The sequence below is a fragment of the Schaalia odontolytica genome (genome assembly GCF_009730335.1).
GTDB classification, from domain to species: domain Bacteria; phylum Actinomycetota; class Actinomycetes; order Actinomycetales; family Actinomycetaceae; genus Pauljensenia; species Pauljensenia dentiphila.
Window position 1 is genome coordinate 1995730 of the sequence record NZ_CP046315.1, and the last position, 14168, is coordinate 2009897.

Genomic DNA, 14168 nt, shown 5'->3' on the forward strand with positions numbered 1-14168 from the left:
GTCAGGAAATCTATTCTACTTGCCGGCGGCCGGCGTGAGTACGAGGTAGCGCAGCGTGAACTCCACGATCACGACGCTGGGCTTGTAGGCCTCGATGAGGGCGGCAACGTCCGTCGGCTGCTCGGTGTCGAGGCCGTGGCCGACCTGGATCGTGTATTCGAAGGTGGCGGCGACCTCGGGTCCCAGGTTGTTGCCCTGGGAGTCACGCACGATGAGCGCAGTGCCGCGTCCGTTCGGGTTGTAGGTGAGTGCTGGCTTGTTCTGGAAGTCGACGGGGCTGGCCAGGGACACCTCGGGGGCGCCCGTCACCTCGGCCAGGCGCGCGGCGGTGTCGGCCAGATCGTCGCGAGTCTCCAGCTGCAGCAGGTGGACGCTACCCGGGTCCTGCTCGTAGGTGGGGACCGCCCACGGGCCACTCTGGGCGGGGGCTCCCAGGGCCTCGTACTCGTTGGGGGCGTCCACGCTGCTCACGCCGGACGGCGTCAGGGAGGGCAGGCCCTCAAGCTGGGGGTTCACCGCAGCCAGGCAGGACAGCGTCTGGTTCCACGCGACGTGCGCGGCGTAGGGCGACCAGTGGGGATTGACCGCCGAGTACAGCGGGGCCTCGCTCCCCTCGCGGGCCTCGCGCAGGCCCTCGCGCACGTCCACCCACGCGCGGGTAGGCAGCGCCGAGCGCATGAGATCCAGGGGGGTCGTGCCCATCAGCGGGTCGGTCCACTGGGGCAGCTTATCGGAGTAGATGTCCCACGTGGCCGGGGCGGGCATGAAGAGCGCGGTCGCACCCTGCTCGCTCGCGGCGGTCTCGATACCGCTCATGTAGCGGTCCCACGCGCTCACCTGCTCGGGGGTGGGGCGCACACGGCCCAGTGCCTGGGAGAAGTTCGCGTTGAAGACGTCGGAGAGGAACAGGTAGCCGTCGCGGCCCTGAACGTAGGTGGTCACGCCGGTCATAGACTGCTCGAACGAGGCCTGGGCAGCGTCCGTGGGCAGGTAGCCCGCCGTGCCGGCGACTCCGGGCGTCCACGGACCCACGTCGGCGCGCGGGGTGGGGGCGCAGACCTCGGGCAGGGATTGGGGCGTGGTGCGCGCGAAGGACGAGGCCTGGGCGGCGGGTGCGGGCACCTGAGGAGCGGGGTGGGTGGCCTTGTACCAGGTGCCAACGCCGGTGGCCGCGCACGCGCCCGCAAGGAGAACGGCGAGGGGCACGTAGTGGAGGCGGCGCTTCCACGAGCCTGCGGGAACGCCCTCGTCGAAGGAGACATCGCGCAGACCGGACTCGGATTCCTTGAACTGGCCGGCGGCCTTCTTCTCACTCACTTGGTCTCCTCCTCGCTGCGTGCGGCCGCCTCTTCGGCCTCCATGACCGTCGCGATCCTGGTCGAGGACAGGGCCGGCGTGACAATGCGGCGTGCCACGGCCTCGTACGTGGGACGGAAGTGCTCGATGAGCTTGTCCATCCATCCGGGCAGGTAGTTCTTCAGGCTCATCGCGGGCTTCTCAATGAGGTGCCACGACAGGTAGGCCAGGATGTGCACGGTCACGACGACCGTCAGGTGGTAGGCGATCCAGCCGCGATCCTGCAGGTGGAAGTAGGCGGCGAACGCCATGATCGGCCATGCGTAGATGTAGATGCCGTAGGACAGGTCGCCGTGCTTCTCCCAGTTCTGCAGGGGCAGGCGAATCGCCAGGTACATGAGGAAGTACAGGAAGCCGTACTGGCCGACGATGTTCCAGCCGCCCGACGCATACGACAGCAGGCCGAAGATGAGGCCGCCCCACGCCAGGCGCGAGTCCATGGGGATCTTGTCGCCGTAGAGCGTGAAGAGCATGCCGAAGGCAAAGGGGCCCATGAACATCAGCATGTAGGGGTCGCGCAGCAGGTAGTTGACGTTGGCGACCTGGCCCGCGCCCATCCACTGCAGGGCGTTGAGGGCAATCAGCACGAGGGCGAAAGCGCCGCCCACCTTGCGGTTCGCGAGCGCTCCAAACAGGCCGAGGATCGCCACCAGTATGTAGGCCTTGAACTCGTAGATGAGCGTCCAGGCCGAGCCGTTCCAGTCACGGGCGCCGTGCAGGATGAAGTAGGGCAGGTTCTCGCCCATGCCGGCGATGTTGCGCTGGCCCAGGTTCAGCCACATGTTGTTTACGAAGTACGTGAGCGGGGACTCGGTGGCCGGGTGCAGGTAGCCGGAAATATTGTGGTAGGTGTGCCAGTAGGCGATCGGCGCGAGGATACCGACCGTGAAGAGCAGGGCCGCCCAGAAAGCGGGGAAAATACGCAGGACGCGGCGCCACATGTAGCGCCAGATCGTCGCACGCCCCATACGCGAGCGCGTGATCAGGAAGCCCGAGAAAAAGAAGAAACCCGCGACGGCGACGCCACCGATGGACTGCTCCTTGGAGATCTGCACGCCCAGGTCCTCGCCGCCGTAGAAACCAGCGATCGGGCCAGCGTGCGAGAAGATGACCATGAAGGCCATCAGCCAGCGCAAAAACCCAATCGAGTTGGACCTGGAGTTGAATGCCTGCGCGACGGACTGGGGCGTGTGGGGGGCCGCAGCCCGAATCGTGGAGGCCAGGCTCATCGCTCACCCTTCATGGATCGGATCTTATGGACGGCACTGCGGGCCGCGCGGTACGCCGGCTTGAGGGCGTTCCCCAGTCCCGGGGTATGCACCATGATGTTGGTCTTGACGGCACCCAGCAGGTTCGGGACCGTGCCCATGCGCGCCTTGAGGAAGGGCACCTGGTCGATCGCGAAGGCGGGCATCATCGAGGAGGTCGCCGCCAGCTTGTACTCGAGGTAGCCGTAGTACACGCCCGCCCACTTCGGGGTCATGACGGGGCGCACGTAGTAGCCGCGCGACAGGACCGCGTAGGACAGGAGACGCTCGATGACGTGCGCCAGGGAGCCGTCCTTGTAGCCACCTTCCTCCGGGAAGTCCTCGGGGACGAGGCCGGCACCGGTCAGCAGGGACAGGGCCTCCGGGCGCGCGATGAACATGGAGCCGTAGGGGGCCAGCGGCTGGTGGTCGTCGAAGGGGACGGTGATGCCGACCTTCTTGGCGAAGTCGCGGGCGGGGGCGCGGTTCGCGAACCACGCGTGGCCCATCGTCGGGTAGCCCATGTGCGGCATGGGTGCAATCACCATGCCCAGGCCCGGGTGGGCCGCGAACTTCGCGAGGATGCTGGCCACGTGATCGGAGGAGGCCAGCAGGTTGTCGTAGAGGTGCTCCTTGAAGAGCTGGGCGGCGTTGTAGTCGTCCTGGACGGACTTCTTGGAGTGGATCTTCACGACGATGTCGTACTCGCCGGAAGTGAGCACGTCGTTGCAGTCCACCAGGAACGCGCCGATGTCGCGGCCGCGGTTGGAGGACACGACGCGCACGTCGGCGTCCACGCCTCGTTCCTGGGCGTGCGCCTCGATGAGGGCCTTGTTCTCCTCGTTTGAGGTCGTGGCCACCAGGTGGTAGCCGGCGGGCAAGACGCTCAGGCGGTCGAGGATCTCGTCGGCCATGTCGGCGTAGAAGATGTGTGCGACCGCGAGGACCTTCAGGGATGCGGCGGCGTCAAGGGTGGCCTGGTCGGCGCGCGGAGAGATGACGGTCGTCAGGCCCGCGTTGGTCACGAGGTCACGCGGACGCGAGGTGCGCGCAAGGTTCGTGAGGATCAGGTCGGTGTCGTAGCCGGCCCTGTCCGCCAGCTCCAGCATGTCCGCACCGATGATCGCGTGGCGGTCCAGGTAAAGCGGGTCGTGGAAGAGGTTGCGGCGCTTGAGAATCGGGCAGCCGTCCGCGAGCAGCATCGACGCGTTGTCGAAGACGGGGTTGCGCGAGGGGTACTCCTCGCGCGGGTAGGCCACAACATGCGTGTAGCCGAGGTTGCCGAAGTACTCCGTGAAGCGCGACTCGTGCCACTGGATCGAGTCGTTGTAGGAACGGATCGGGGGCATCTCGTCCCAGTACTTGCGGAAGTCCGGGGAGCTGAGCAGCGGGTTGCGAACGGCGATCCAGTGGGACTGGATGTGGCGCGGCATACGAGTGGCTGCCAGGAAGGGGTGGGGACGCACCTCGTCGTGTTCGGTGATGCCCCAGAAGTCCACCGCGCCAGCGGCCTCCACGCGGTCGAAGAGGTTCTTCCACGGGTTGACGGGCGCGAAGAAGGTGTAGTTGAAGAGGACCAGCTCGTCGATCTGACCGAGGCGGTCCCAGCCGAAGCGAGCGATGCCGTCGCGGTAGCCGCCCACGTCGAAGCCGGTGTTTTCGCGCTCGAAGACATCGGTGGCGCCCTTGAGGAGGCGCTCACGAGCAGTGTCGTCCAGAGGAGAGTTGGAGACGACGAGGATCTCGTCGAGGTACTCGCGCAGCGATGTCAGGCACTCCACGATGTAGTCGTCGACGAGGCCCTGGGGATCAAAGAACAGGAAAATACCGGCGCGCTTCACGGCCTTACTCCCCCGTGCCGTCGACGGTGGCCAGGATCTGGCGGATCTTCGTGGCGTCGCCCCACACTCCGGGCGAGTCGTAGGGACGATCCGGGAAGGCCCCGTACTCGAGGGTGATGTCCAGGTCGTTCTCGCGGATGTAGGATTCGACGCGGTCGGCGAGGCTCATGGGTTCGCCGCTGCAGATGTTGATGATGCCGGTGACCTCGTCCTGGGAGACGGCGGCAGCAATCTGGTAGGCCAGTCCCTGAATGGAGATGAAGTCGTAGAGGTTCTTGCCCGTGGTGAAGGGGAAGGTCTTCTTGCCTTCCTGGGCGGCGGCCAGGAGCTTGGAGAAGATCGAGGAGCCGTGCGCGTCGTCGCCGACGATGTAGTAGCCGCGCAACCACTGCATGGTTGCGCCGTGCTTGGTGGTCAGCAGCGACGTGATCTGTCGCAGCGCGTTCTTGGAGATGCCGTACAGCGAGGCGGGGTTGCACGGGGAGTTTTCGTCGATGGCGCCTTCCCAGTAGCCGACCTCGTGCATGGAACCCATGACGGCCAGGTGGGTGCAGCCGCCCTCGAGGAGGTTCTCGATGAAGTGGTAGTGGGCGGGCAGGTCCTCGATGTGGGCCGGCGAGTTGTGCACGAAGCCGTCGCGCCAGGCGAGGTGCAGGACCACGTCCGGGCGTCCGAGCTGGTCGTAGATGTCAGCGTCGCCGCTGAAAATCTGGGTGTCGATGCGGCGCGCGCGCTCGTCGACACCGTCGAGGCGGAAGTCCACGACGCTGACGTCGAGGCCGCGCTCCAGCAGGGCGTGAACAATGTGGCGGCCAATGTAGCCGCCGGCTCCGGTAACGAGGACAGTCTTCACCATGTCAGCCAGTCTATCAAGGCGTAGGCGCTGCGCAGCTCCGCCCCGCGTTGTGTGCCGTGACGCACCCACCGGCCCCGGCCTCGTCCACGAGGCCGACTCCCCTATCGTCGGGGACGCGGCGCGGTGCGGTGGCGCAGCGCGCGAGGCAGGGCGAGGAGCCCCTGGAGGACTCCGCGGGCGACCGGCCCCCGTCCGCCCGAGCGCACCGCCCGAGCAATCGAGCGGGCGATGGCGCGCGCGACGACGCCCCACGGGGCGTGCTGGGCGGCGACGATGATGCGGTTGCGTGCGTTGACCCGCAGGAACATGGGCGAGGACGTGCCCGAGGAGGCCGCGTGCTCATGGTCGACGACGGCACCGGCGACGAAGCGCACCTCATACCCAGCTTCGCGCAGCTTGTAGGACAGATCGGTGTCCTCGTAGTACATGAACAGGTCCGTGCGCACTCCCCCGACAGCTCGCCACGCGTCGGCGTCGATCGCACAGGCGCCGCCGCACAGGCCGAAGACCTCGGGGGCAGGAAGCGGGGAGTTGGCGGGGTCCAGCCAGGAGCGGTCATAGCCATTACCAGCGTGATCGACCTCGTTGCCGGTGGAGTTGATGAGAACCTGCCCACCGCTGTCTCCGTCGGCGACGCGCGTCCAGCGGCTGCCGTCGCGGGCGACGAGGAACTCCATGTCGGAGGGGGTGGAGGGACGCCAGGTGCCGGTCAGGAGGATGAGCGCGGTCGTGGCGCCCACGGCCTCGCCCAGGGGTGCCAGGAGGGCATCGAGGAATCCGTCGCGCACTGTCGCGTCGTTGTTGAGTAGGACGACGGCATCTTCGCTCAGGCCGGCCGCTCCTGCCATGACACCGGCGCCGAAGCCGTCGTTCGTCCCGGCGTTGACGAGGGAGACGCGCGCGGGATCGGCGACGCTGCGCAGCTCGTCGAGTCCTTCGCGCAGGACGATGAGCGAGTCGTCGTCGGATCCGTTGTCGACGATGACGAGGTGGTCCCCCTCCCCCATCTGCGGGGCGATGGAGTGGGCGGCGCGCAGAGTGAGCGGCGCATTCTTCCAGTTGACGAGGATGACCCTCGCGCTGCGCGCCCTCATCGGTCGCCCGCCAAGGACGCGTAGATGGCGGCGTGAGCGGCGGCGGAGGCCTCCCACGTATAGTCGCCGGCACGCTCGATACCGGCTGCGGCGAGCCGGTCGTGCTCGCTGCCGGCAGCTGCCTCAAGGGCTTCGGCCAGGGCCGAGGCGTCAGTGGCCGGCACGAGGAGACCGGCGTCACTACCCGTAATCTCCGCCATGCAGGTGTCCGCGCTGGTCACGACGGGCGTTCCGTGCGCCATGGCCTCGAGGACGGGCAGGCCGAAGCCCTCCCAGATCGAGGGGAAGGTGAAGACGCGGGAGCCCGCATACGCGCAGGCCAGGTCGGCATCGTCGAGGCGTCCGAGGACGTGGACGCGCTCGGGAGGCAGCGGCGCGTCGGTGGGGTCGGTTCCCCATCCGGCAGGTCCGACGAGGACGAGGCCGAGGTCGGTCCCGCGCATCTGCTCGTAGGCTGCAAGCAGGGTGGGCAGGTTCTTGCGGGGCTCGCGGGTGCCCACCCACAGGACGTAGGGGCGTTCGAGTCCGTGGCGGGAACGGAACTCCTCCACCTGCGCATCGGTGACGGGAGTGTGGCTCAGGCCGTGCGGGATGACGGTGATGCGCGAGGCATCCAAGCCTGCTTCGATACAGTCGTCAGCGGTGGCCTGGGAGGGGACGATGATGGCATCGGCGCGCTTCCTGGTGATCTCGAGGGCGCGGTGGAAGTACGCGGAGCCGTGGGCCGTGAAATGGTCTGGGTCGCGCAGGAAGGCGACGTCATGGACGGTGACGACCAGGGGGCGCGAGGTCGGCGGGATCGCCCACGTGGTCGCGTGCACAACAGCCGCTCCCCCGCCCGATCCGACGCCGAGCATCCGGTCGACGCTGGGGGTACCCAGCCGATCCCAGGCGGCGTACAGGGCGCGGCGAGGCAGCGCCGAGTTGAGCACGGGGATGGTCAGGCCTACCTCGCTCGGTGTGGGCTCGCCCGCGCCGCGCCGCGCGGCGATGCCGATAGCACGCACACCCTGGTCTGCCAGGCGGTCTGCGACCTCGACGATGTACCGGCCAGACCCTCCGGGCACCGGCTGCCACATTTGCTCGACGACCATTCCAACGTTGACGCTCATACATCTAGGGTAGTTCACGGGCGCGCGGGGCCAGGAACAAAAGTATCCGCGAGCGCAAAATGGCATACGATAAGGGGAATAGTTGTTGCTCCCGACCCAATGGGGATGATCGTGGCCCACTCCGTTTCTCACTCGCATCCGATCCGCGTCTTGCTGGACGGCACCGCGATCCCCGCAGACCTGGGCGGCGTTGGCCGCTACGTGGACGACCTGGTGCCGGAGCTGGTCGAGCAGGGCGTTGACCTGACGATGGCCGTCCAAGAGCGCGACGCCGAGCACTTCGCGACGCGCCTGCCTTCGGCCCGCATCATCCCGATTTCGCAGCGCTTCGAGTCCCGTCCCGCGCGTATGGCGTGGGAGCAGACGGGCCTACCCAAGCTGATCCGTAAGGTCCGCCCCGACGTCCTGCACTCCCCGCACTACACGTCCCCGCAGTTCCCGGGCGTGCCCGTCGTCATCACCCTGCACGACGCGACGTTCTTCTCGCACCCGCAGGCGCACTCGCGTCTCAAGCAGCGCTTCTTCACGGCGGCGATTCGCCGCGCGATTCGCCGCGCGGACGCCCTCGTTGTGCCGTCCCTGGCCACGCGCGACGAGACGATCAAGTACGCGGGCGGTGACCCGTCGCAGTTTTACGTGGCCTACCACGGCGTGGATCGCTCGATCTTCCACCCGGTCTCGGACGCCGAGCGCGAGCGCGTCAAGGCGTCCCTGGGCTTGGAGGGCCGCGACTACATTGGTTTCCTGGGCACGCTGGAGCCGCGCAAGAACGTGCCGAACCTGGTGCGTGGCTGGGTGAAGGCCGTCTCGGACCGCCCGAATCCGCCGGCCCTCGTGCTGGCCGGTGGCAAGGGGTGGGACGAGGACATCGACCCCGCCCTGGCCTCGGTGCCCGAGCATCTGACGGTCCTGCGCCCCGGCTACCTGCCCCTCGAGGATCTGCCCGGTTTCCTGTCGGGCTGCGTCATCCTGGCTTACCCCTCGATTGCGGAGGGCTTCGGACTGCCGGTCCTGGAGGCGATGAGCTGCGGTGCCGCGACGCTGACGACCCGCCTGACCTCCCTGCCGGAGGTTGGCGGCGACGCCGTCGCCTACTGCGACATCGACCCCGACTCGATCGCTCAGGCTCTCACGGAGCTGCTGGACGATCCTGCTCGTCGCGAGGCCCTTGGCGCTGCTGCGATTCCGCGCGCCGACGAGTTCACGTGGGCTCGCGCCGCTTCGGTCCACATCGAGGCATTCCGCGCCGCCGCCCGTTCCTGAGCCGACCGCGCCCGAAGGAGGCCGCCGTATGTCCACGTCCGACCCTCAGCGCCGCACGTTTATCGCCGCGTTCGTGCTCGTCGCCGCGGCGATTGTGGCCTCGTTGGCGTGGGTTATCGCTTCCCCGGTGGGGTCTTCCCCGGACGAGGACTTCCACGTCGGTTCCATGTGGTGTCCTCCGCCGGTGGACGAGACGGGCTGCCAGATTTCCACCAAGGACGGCGAGAAGGCCGTCATGGTGCCGCAGTCGCTGGCCAAGGAGTACGTCACCTGCTACGCCTTCGACCACAATAATTCCGCTCTGTGCGCCCTCAACGCCTCGGACGAGGAGCTGGCGCCGACACTGCGCTGGGACGACGGAAACTACCCCTGGGGCTACTACCAGTTTGCTCACCTCTTCGTGCAGCGCTCGACGAGCCACGCGGTGTTGGCGTTGCGCACGGTGAACACACTGCTCGCGGTTGGCCTGATCGGCGCGATCATCGCTCTGGCAGATTCTGGGTTGAAGCGCGCAATCAGCGTTGCCGTGACGGTCGCGTGGCTGCCGATGGGCTTCTATTTCGTTGCGGGCATGAACCCCTCGTCGTGGGCGATGACGGGGACGTTTGCATTCACGGCCGGCCTACTGGCGGCCACGCGGTCAGTGGGGCCACGCCGAGTGGGCCTGATCGCCTGCGCCGTGGCAGGCGCAGTCATGGCCTGCACGTCCCGCGGCGACAGCGCCTTCTTCCTCTTCGTCATCACCGTCGCGCTGGCCTTCGCCGTGCCGATGAGCAAGAGAGTCGTTCCCGAGGCCGCCCTGGCATGCGTCGCCTCCGTCGTGGGCATCTGGGTCATGGCGCGCACGAACGTGGCCGCCTCGCACCTGGGGTCGAGTAACGAAATGGCGGGATACTCTCTCTCGCACATCCTGTGGCTCAACGTTTCCGCTCTGCCTACCTACCTGCGCGGCTTTGTGGGGCACGGCCTCGGCCCCGGCTGGAACGATGTCTCCTATCGAGGCACGGTCTCTTTCGGCGCAAGCCTCGTGGTCCTCGCGGTCCTGTGCTGGTCGCTACGCCAGCTCACCTGGCGCAAGGCGCTCTCAGCCATCACAGTTTTCGGCGCAATCACGGGTGTTCCGGTAGTCATCGGCCTGCGCGGTCATTTCAACAACGTTCACGTCTACCAGCCTCGCTACATGCTGCCGCTCTTTGCAGTGTTCCTCCTGATGCTCCTGGCGCCCTCTCCCACCCGGGCGGGCGACGGACGGCGAGTGGGCAGCGAGGCATTCCGCTTCCCCACGAGCATCGCCGGCCGGGTGGGCACGGACCTTGTGGCAACCCTGTGGGCGCTCGTTAATGCCCGGGCTCTCTACCTCGTCATCGAGCGCTACGCGTTCGGGCGTACACAGCACGGCTACCCCATCGACCTGTCGACGCGGAACCTCAGCGCGGGGAACGAGTGGTGGTGGCCAACGGCTCCGATCGGACCGATGGCCGTATGGATCCTTGGTTCTCTCGCTGGCGCGCTTGCGATTGGCCTGGCCGTTTTCCTATGGCAACGCTCCCCCGATAAAGCGCCCGAGCCTCGTCGATAGACACTTCACACCCAAACCGTTCACAAATCCACCTAATAGTGCTATGCTCGAACATACAGCACACAAGCGGCTTCCGTGAACGAAAGGTGATCGCATGCCCACGACCAACGTCGGCACGCTCAGCGAGCCCCAATTCAACATCCTGAACGCACTGGCCAAGGCAGACTCCCCCCTCACGCAGCGGGCACTGTCGGAGGCCACCGGCATGAGCCTGGGGCGCGTCAACACCGCCACTCGCGAGTGCGAGGCCGCCGGCTACACCGACGAGCGCGCGATCACCGATGCGGGACGCGAGGCCCTCGAGCCCTACCGCGTCACGGGCGCCGTCATCATGGCCGCGGGCCTGTCCTCGCGCTTCGCTCCCATCAGCTACGAACGCCCCAAGGGCACGCTCAAGGTGCGCGGAGAGATCCTCGTCGAGCGTCAGATCCGCCAGCTCCACGAAGCCGGCATCACAAACATCGCGCTGGTCGTTGGCTACAAGAAGGAGTACTTCTTCTACCTGGCCGACAAGTACGGCGTCGACATCGTCGTCAACCGCGAATACTCCACGCGCAATAACAACGGGTCCCTCTGGCTCGTGAAGGACCGCCTGGACAACACCTACGTGTGCTCCTCGGACGATTACTTCACCACGAACCCCTTTGAGTCCTATGTCTACAAGGCCTACTACTCGGCGAACTACGTCGAGGGCCCCACCGACGAGTGGTGCATCAAGACGGGTCCGGGCGACCGCATCACGGGCGCGACCGTTGGCGGCGCCGACGCGTGGGTCATGCTCGGCCACGTCTACTTCGACCGCGTCTTCTCCGCGAAGTTCCGCGAGATCCTCGAACAGGTCTACCACCTGCCCGAGACGGTGTCGAAGCTGTGGGAGTCCATCTACCTGGACCACATCAAGTCCTTCGACATGGTGATCCGCCGCTACCCGGACGGCGTCATCCACGAGTTCGACTCGGTCGACGAGCTTCGCACCTTCGACCCCCTCTTCATGGAGAACGTCGACTCCGAGGTCTTCGATCACATCGTGGCCACCCTGGGCTGTCAGAAGTCGGACATTTGCGACTTCTACCCGCTCAAGCAGGGCATCACGAACCTGTCGTGCCACTTCACGGTGGGCGACGACGAATACGTCTACCGCCACCCCGGCATCGGCACGGAAAAGATCGTGGACCGCAGCGCGGAGTTCGCCGGCCTGCGCCTGGCCGCCGAGCTCGGCATCGACGACACCTTCCTCACGGGCGACCCCGCGGCCGGCTGGAAGATCTCGCGCTTCGTGCGCGACGTTCGCAACCTGGACGTGACCCGCCCCGAGGAGCTCAAGTCGGCCATGGAGATGGACCGCGCGCTGCACACTTCCGGTCGCGTGCTGGACCGCTCCTTCGACTTCGTCACCGAAGGCCTGCGCTACGAGGGCCTCCTCAAGGCCTTCGGCCCAATCGACGTGCCCGGATACTTCGAGCTGCGCGACAAGGTCCTGCGGTTGAAGGCCTTCGCCGACGCCGACGGCTTCGACAAAGTCCCCTCGCACAACGACTTCTTCCCGCCGAACTTCCTGGTGGACGAGGACGGAAAGATCAGCCTCATCGACTGGGAGTACGCGGGTATGTCGGACATGGCCGCCGACTTCGGCACGATGGTCGTGTGCACGCCCGAGATGACCCGCGAGCGCGCGGCCGCCGCCCTGGAGTACTACCTGGGCCACGACCCCTCCGAGCGCGAGGCGCGCCACTTCTTCGCCTACGAGGTGTTCGCCGGCTGGTGCTGGTACCTGTGGGCGCTGGTCAAGGAGGCCGAAGGCGACGACGTCGGCGAATGGCTCTACACCTACTACTCGCACGCGACACGCACACTCGATTCCCTGCTCGCAGCCTACGAGGCCGCCTCGAGCACTCAGATCTCCACGGAAGGTGAACTGGCATGAAAACTCAGCACGGAGGCAAGCGTTACGGCATCTTCTCGGGCGCCCTGTGGGGCCTCGACACGGTCGTGCTGGCGATTGCGCTGGCCATGACCCCCTTCGCGAACTTCGGTCAGTCGGCGCTCGCCGGCGCGGTCCTGCACGACGTCGCCTGCGCGGTGATCCTGCTCGTGTACATGGCGGTTCGTGGACGACTGAGGGATACTGCGGTAGCTCTGCGCACCCGCCCAGGTATGTCGGTGATCGTGGCGGCGCTGCTGGGCGGCCCAATCGGCATGAGCGGGTACCTGATCGCCATTGACAACATCGGACCGGGGCTGACGGCGATCATCTCGACGTTCTACCCGGCGCTCGGCACCCTGTTGGCTTTCATCCTCTTGAAGGAGCGCATGGCTCCCCGCCAGATCGCGGCCCTGCTGGTCGCCCTCGCGGCCATCGTCGCGACGGGTTGGTCGGCGACCTCGGAGCCGATCGAGGGCGGCAATGCGCTCCTCGGCGTGGTCGGCGCGCTGGCCTGCGTGATCGGCTGGGGGTCCGAGGCCGTGATCCTCACGTGGGGTATGCGCGACGAGGCCGTGGATAACGAGGTGGCCCTCCAGATCCGCGAGACGACCTCGGCGGTCGTGTACCTGTTCATCGTGGCCCCCATCGCCGGAGTCTTTGGCTTCACGCTGCACTCGCTCGCCCACCTGTCGGCGGGCGTGGTGACACTGGCGGGCCTGGCGGGCACGGCCTCGTACCTCTTCTACTACAAGGCGTTGTCGGCGATCGGCGCGTCGCGCGGCATGGCTCTGAACATCTCGTACTCGGCGTGGGCGATCATCTTCGCTCTCGTCCTGCAGGGCACGGTGCCCACGGCCACCCAGGTGGTGTGCTGCGTCGTGATCCTCGTGGGCACGGTCCTGGCGGCCACCTCCAACTGGGGTGACCTGCTTCCCAAGCGAACGGAGAAGGTCACGAGCTCCCAGGCGTGAGACAATGGCGGGTGGGCGCACGTGCGTTCACCCGCTTTGTCATATTCGGAGGACTGATGACGACACCCGATCACGACCTGCGCAAGGTCCAGAAGCTCCTGACGCTGATCCTGGCCGAGCTGGACCGGGTGTGCCGACGCATCGGTGTGTCCTACGCGATCTACGGCGGCACCGCGATCGGCGCGATCCGCCACGGCGGCTTTATTCCGTGGGATGACGACATCGACGTGATGATGACACGCGCCGACTACGAGCGCTTCCTGGCCGAGGCTCCCGCCCTGCTGGATGATCGTTTCCGCCTGGATAACACGCGCACGCGCGACGATTTCCCCTTCATGTTCACGAAGATGGTCATGCCGGGGACCCTGTTGATCCCCGAGGCGGACAAGGACTCGAAGTACCGGATGCCCTTCTTCTTGGACATCCTGCCTCTGGATGAGATTCCGGACGACGACAAGGCCTTCCAGGAGATGTCGCGCCAGTCGTGGCTGTGGGGTCGCCTGCTGTTCCTGCAGGGCACGCCCCGTCCGCACCTGATCAACACTCCCGCCTGGAAGAAGGCCCTGATCTTCTCGGCGACGACCCTCGCGCACCTGGGCCTGAAGGCGGTGCGCGCGACGCCGGCGAGCCTGCAGGCCAGGTGGGAGCGCGCGGTTCGCCGCTACGAGGGCACGGGCACGGGCGTGTACGCCGACTTCACGATGCGCGACCCGCAGAACTGGATCGTGCGCGAGGAGGAGTTCTTCCCCACCCGCGATGTTCCTTTCGAGGACATCACGGTGATGATCCAGAACGAGTATGACGCCCTGCTGCGCCGCGGATACGGCGACTACATGCAGCTGCCTCCCCCGGAGAAACGCTACAACCATGAGGCCGCCGTCATCGACTTCGGCCCCTACGCCGACAACCTGTAAGCCTCACGGCC

11 protein-coding genes are annotated in these 14168 nt (G+C 66.7%); 5 read left to right on the top strand and 6 right to left on the bottom strand.

All coding sequences use genetic code 11. The annotated features are described in order from the left end of the window. Positions 1 to 15: 15 nt before the first annotated feature. The 6 genes from FOC40_RS08675 to FOC40_RS08700 all read right to left on the bottom strand — a co-directional run bounded on the left by FOC40_RS08675 (position 16) and on the right by FOC40_RS08700 (position 7506). Complete coding sequence (locus FOC40_RS08675; protein WP_003794545.1) at positions 16 to 1317, bottom strand: hypothetical protein; 1302 nt, start codon at positions 1315 to 1317, stop codon at positions 16 to 18. Next, a complete protein-coding gene (locus FOC40_RS08680; RefSeq protein WP_003794543.1) occupies positions 1314 to 2585 on the bottom strand; it encodes an acyltransferase family protein in 1272 nt (423 codons plus the stop codon). The genes FOC40_RS08675 and FOC40_RS08680 overlap by 4 nt, the downstream gene beginning before the upstream one ends. Further along, a complete protein-coding gene (locus FOC40_RS08685; RefSeq protein ID WP_003794542.1) occupies positions 2582 to 4444 on the bottom strand; it encodes a rhamnan synthesis F family protein in 1863 nt (620 codons plus the stop codon). The genes FOC40_RS08680 and FOC40_RS08685 overlap by 4 nt, the downstream gene beginning before the upstream one ends. Positions 4445 to 4448: 4 nt before the next feature. Then, on the bottom strand, positions 4449 to 5300 hold the full coding sequence (locus FOC40_RS08690; protein ID WP_003794540.1) for an NAD-dependent epimerase/dehydratase family protein: 852 nt from the start codon (positions 5298 to 5300) through the stop codon (positions 4449 to 4451). 101 nt (positions 5301 to 5401) lie between these two features. Further along, positions 5402 to 6394 (bottom strand): glycosyltransferase family 2 protein, encoded by a 993-nt coding sequence (locus tag FOC40_RS08695; protein ID WP_155844135.1) that lies wholly within the window; start codon positions 6392 to 6394, stop codon positions 5402 to 5404. After that, positions 6391 to 7506 carry a glycosyltransferase family 4 protein gene (locus tag FOC40_RS08700; protein WP_131240500.1) on the bottom strand — a complete coding sequence of 372 codons (1116 nt, stop codon included), beginning with the start codon at positions 7504 to 7506 and terminating at the stop codon, positions 6391 to 6393. The genes FOC40_RS08695 and FOC40_RS08700 overlap by 4 nt, the downstream gene beginning before the upstream one ends. Before the next feature lie 99 nt (positions 7507 to 7605). Here FOC40_RS08700 and FOC40_RS08705 point away from each other — a divergent pair, with 99 nt between their 5' ends. The 5 genes from FOC40_RS08705 to FOC40_RS08725 all read left to right on the top strand — a co-directional run bounded on the left by FOC40_RS08705 (position 7606) and on the right by FOC40_RS08725 (position 14157). Further along, positions 7606 to 8769 (top strand): glycosyltransferase family 4 protein, encoded by a 1164-nt coding sequence (locus FOC40_RS08705; RefSeq protein WP_003794532.1) that lies wholly within the window; start codon positions 7606 to 7608, stop codon positions 8767 to 8769. A gap of 28 nt (positions 8770 to 8797) precedes the next feature. Beyond that, positions 8798 to 10348, top strand: a complete 1551-nt coding sequence (locus tag FOC40_RS08710; protein WP_003794531.1) for a DUF2142 domain-containing protein — start codon at positions 8798 to 8800, stop codon at positions 10346 to 10348. A gap of 94 nt (positions 10349 to 10442) precedes the next feature. Next, complete coding sequence (locus FOC40_RS08715; protein ID WP_003794529.1) at positions 10443 to 12272, top strand: phosphotransferase; 1830 nt, start codon at positions 10443 to 10445, stop codon at positions 12270 to 12272. Further along, positions 12269 to 13243 (top strand): DMT family transporter, encoded by a 975-nt coding sequence (locus FOC40_RS08720; RefSeq protein WP_003794528.1) that lies wholly within the window; start codon positions 12269 to 12271, stop codon positions 13241 to 13243. The genes FOC40_RS08715 and FOC40_RS08720 overlap by 4 nt, the downstream gene beginning before the upstream one ends. A gap of 56 nt (positions 13244 to 13299) precedes the next feature. Then, on the top strand, positions 13300 to 14157 hold the full coding sequence (locus FOC40_RS08725) for a LicD family protein (protein ID WP_003794526.1): 858 nt from the start codon (positions 13300 to 13302) through the stop codon (positions 14155 to 14157). Positions 14158 to 14168 lie beyond the last annotated feature (11 nt).

Bases quoted from the DNA above. Each gene is read 5' to 3' on its own strand.
- FOC40_RS08680 (WP_003794543.1), bottom strand. From the start codon at position 2,585: ATGAGCCTGGCCTCCACGATTCGGGCTGCGGCCCCCCACACGCCCCAG.
- FOC40_RS08690 (WP_003794540.1), bottom strand. From the start codon at position 5,300: ATGGTGAAGACTGTCCTCGTTACCGGAGCCGGCGGCTACATTGGCCGC.
- FOC40_RS08695 (WP_155844135.1), bottom strand. From the start codon at position 6,394: ATGAGGGCGCGCAGCGCGAGGGTCATCCTCGTCAACTGGAAGAATGCG.
- FOC40_RS08700 (WP_131240500.1), bottom strand. From the start codon at position 7,506: ATGAGCGTCAACGTTGGAATGGTCGTCGAGCAAATGTGGCAGCCGGTG.
- FOC40_RS08705 (WP_003794532.1), top strand. From the start codon at position 7,606: ATGGGGATGATCGTGGCCCACTCCGTTTCTCACTCGCATCCGATCCGC.
- FOC40_RS08710 (WP_003794531.1), top strand. From the start codon at position 8,798: ATGTCCACGTCCGACCCTCAGCGCCGCACGTTTATCGCCGCGTTCGTG.
- FOC40_RS08715 (WP_003794529.1), top strand. From the start codon at position 10,443: ATGCCCACGACCAACGTCGGCACGCTCAGCGAGCCCCAATTCAACATC.
- FOC40_RS08720 (WP_003794528.1), top strand. From the start codon at position 12,269: ATGAAAACTCAGCACGGAGGCAAGCGTTACGGCATCTTCTCGGGCGCC.
- FOC40_RS08725 (WP_003794526.1), top strand. From the start codon at position 13,300: ATGACGACACCCGATCACGACCTGCGCAAGGTCCAGAAGCTCCTGACG.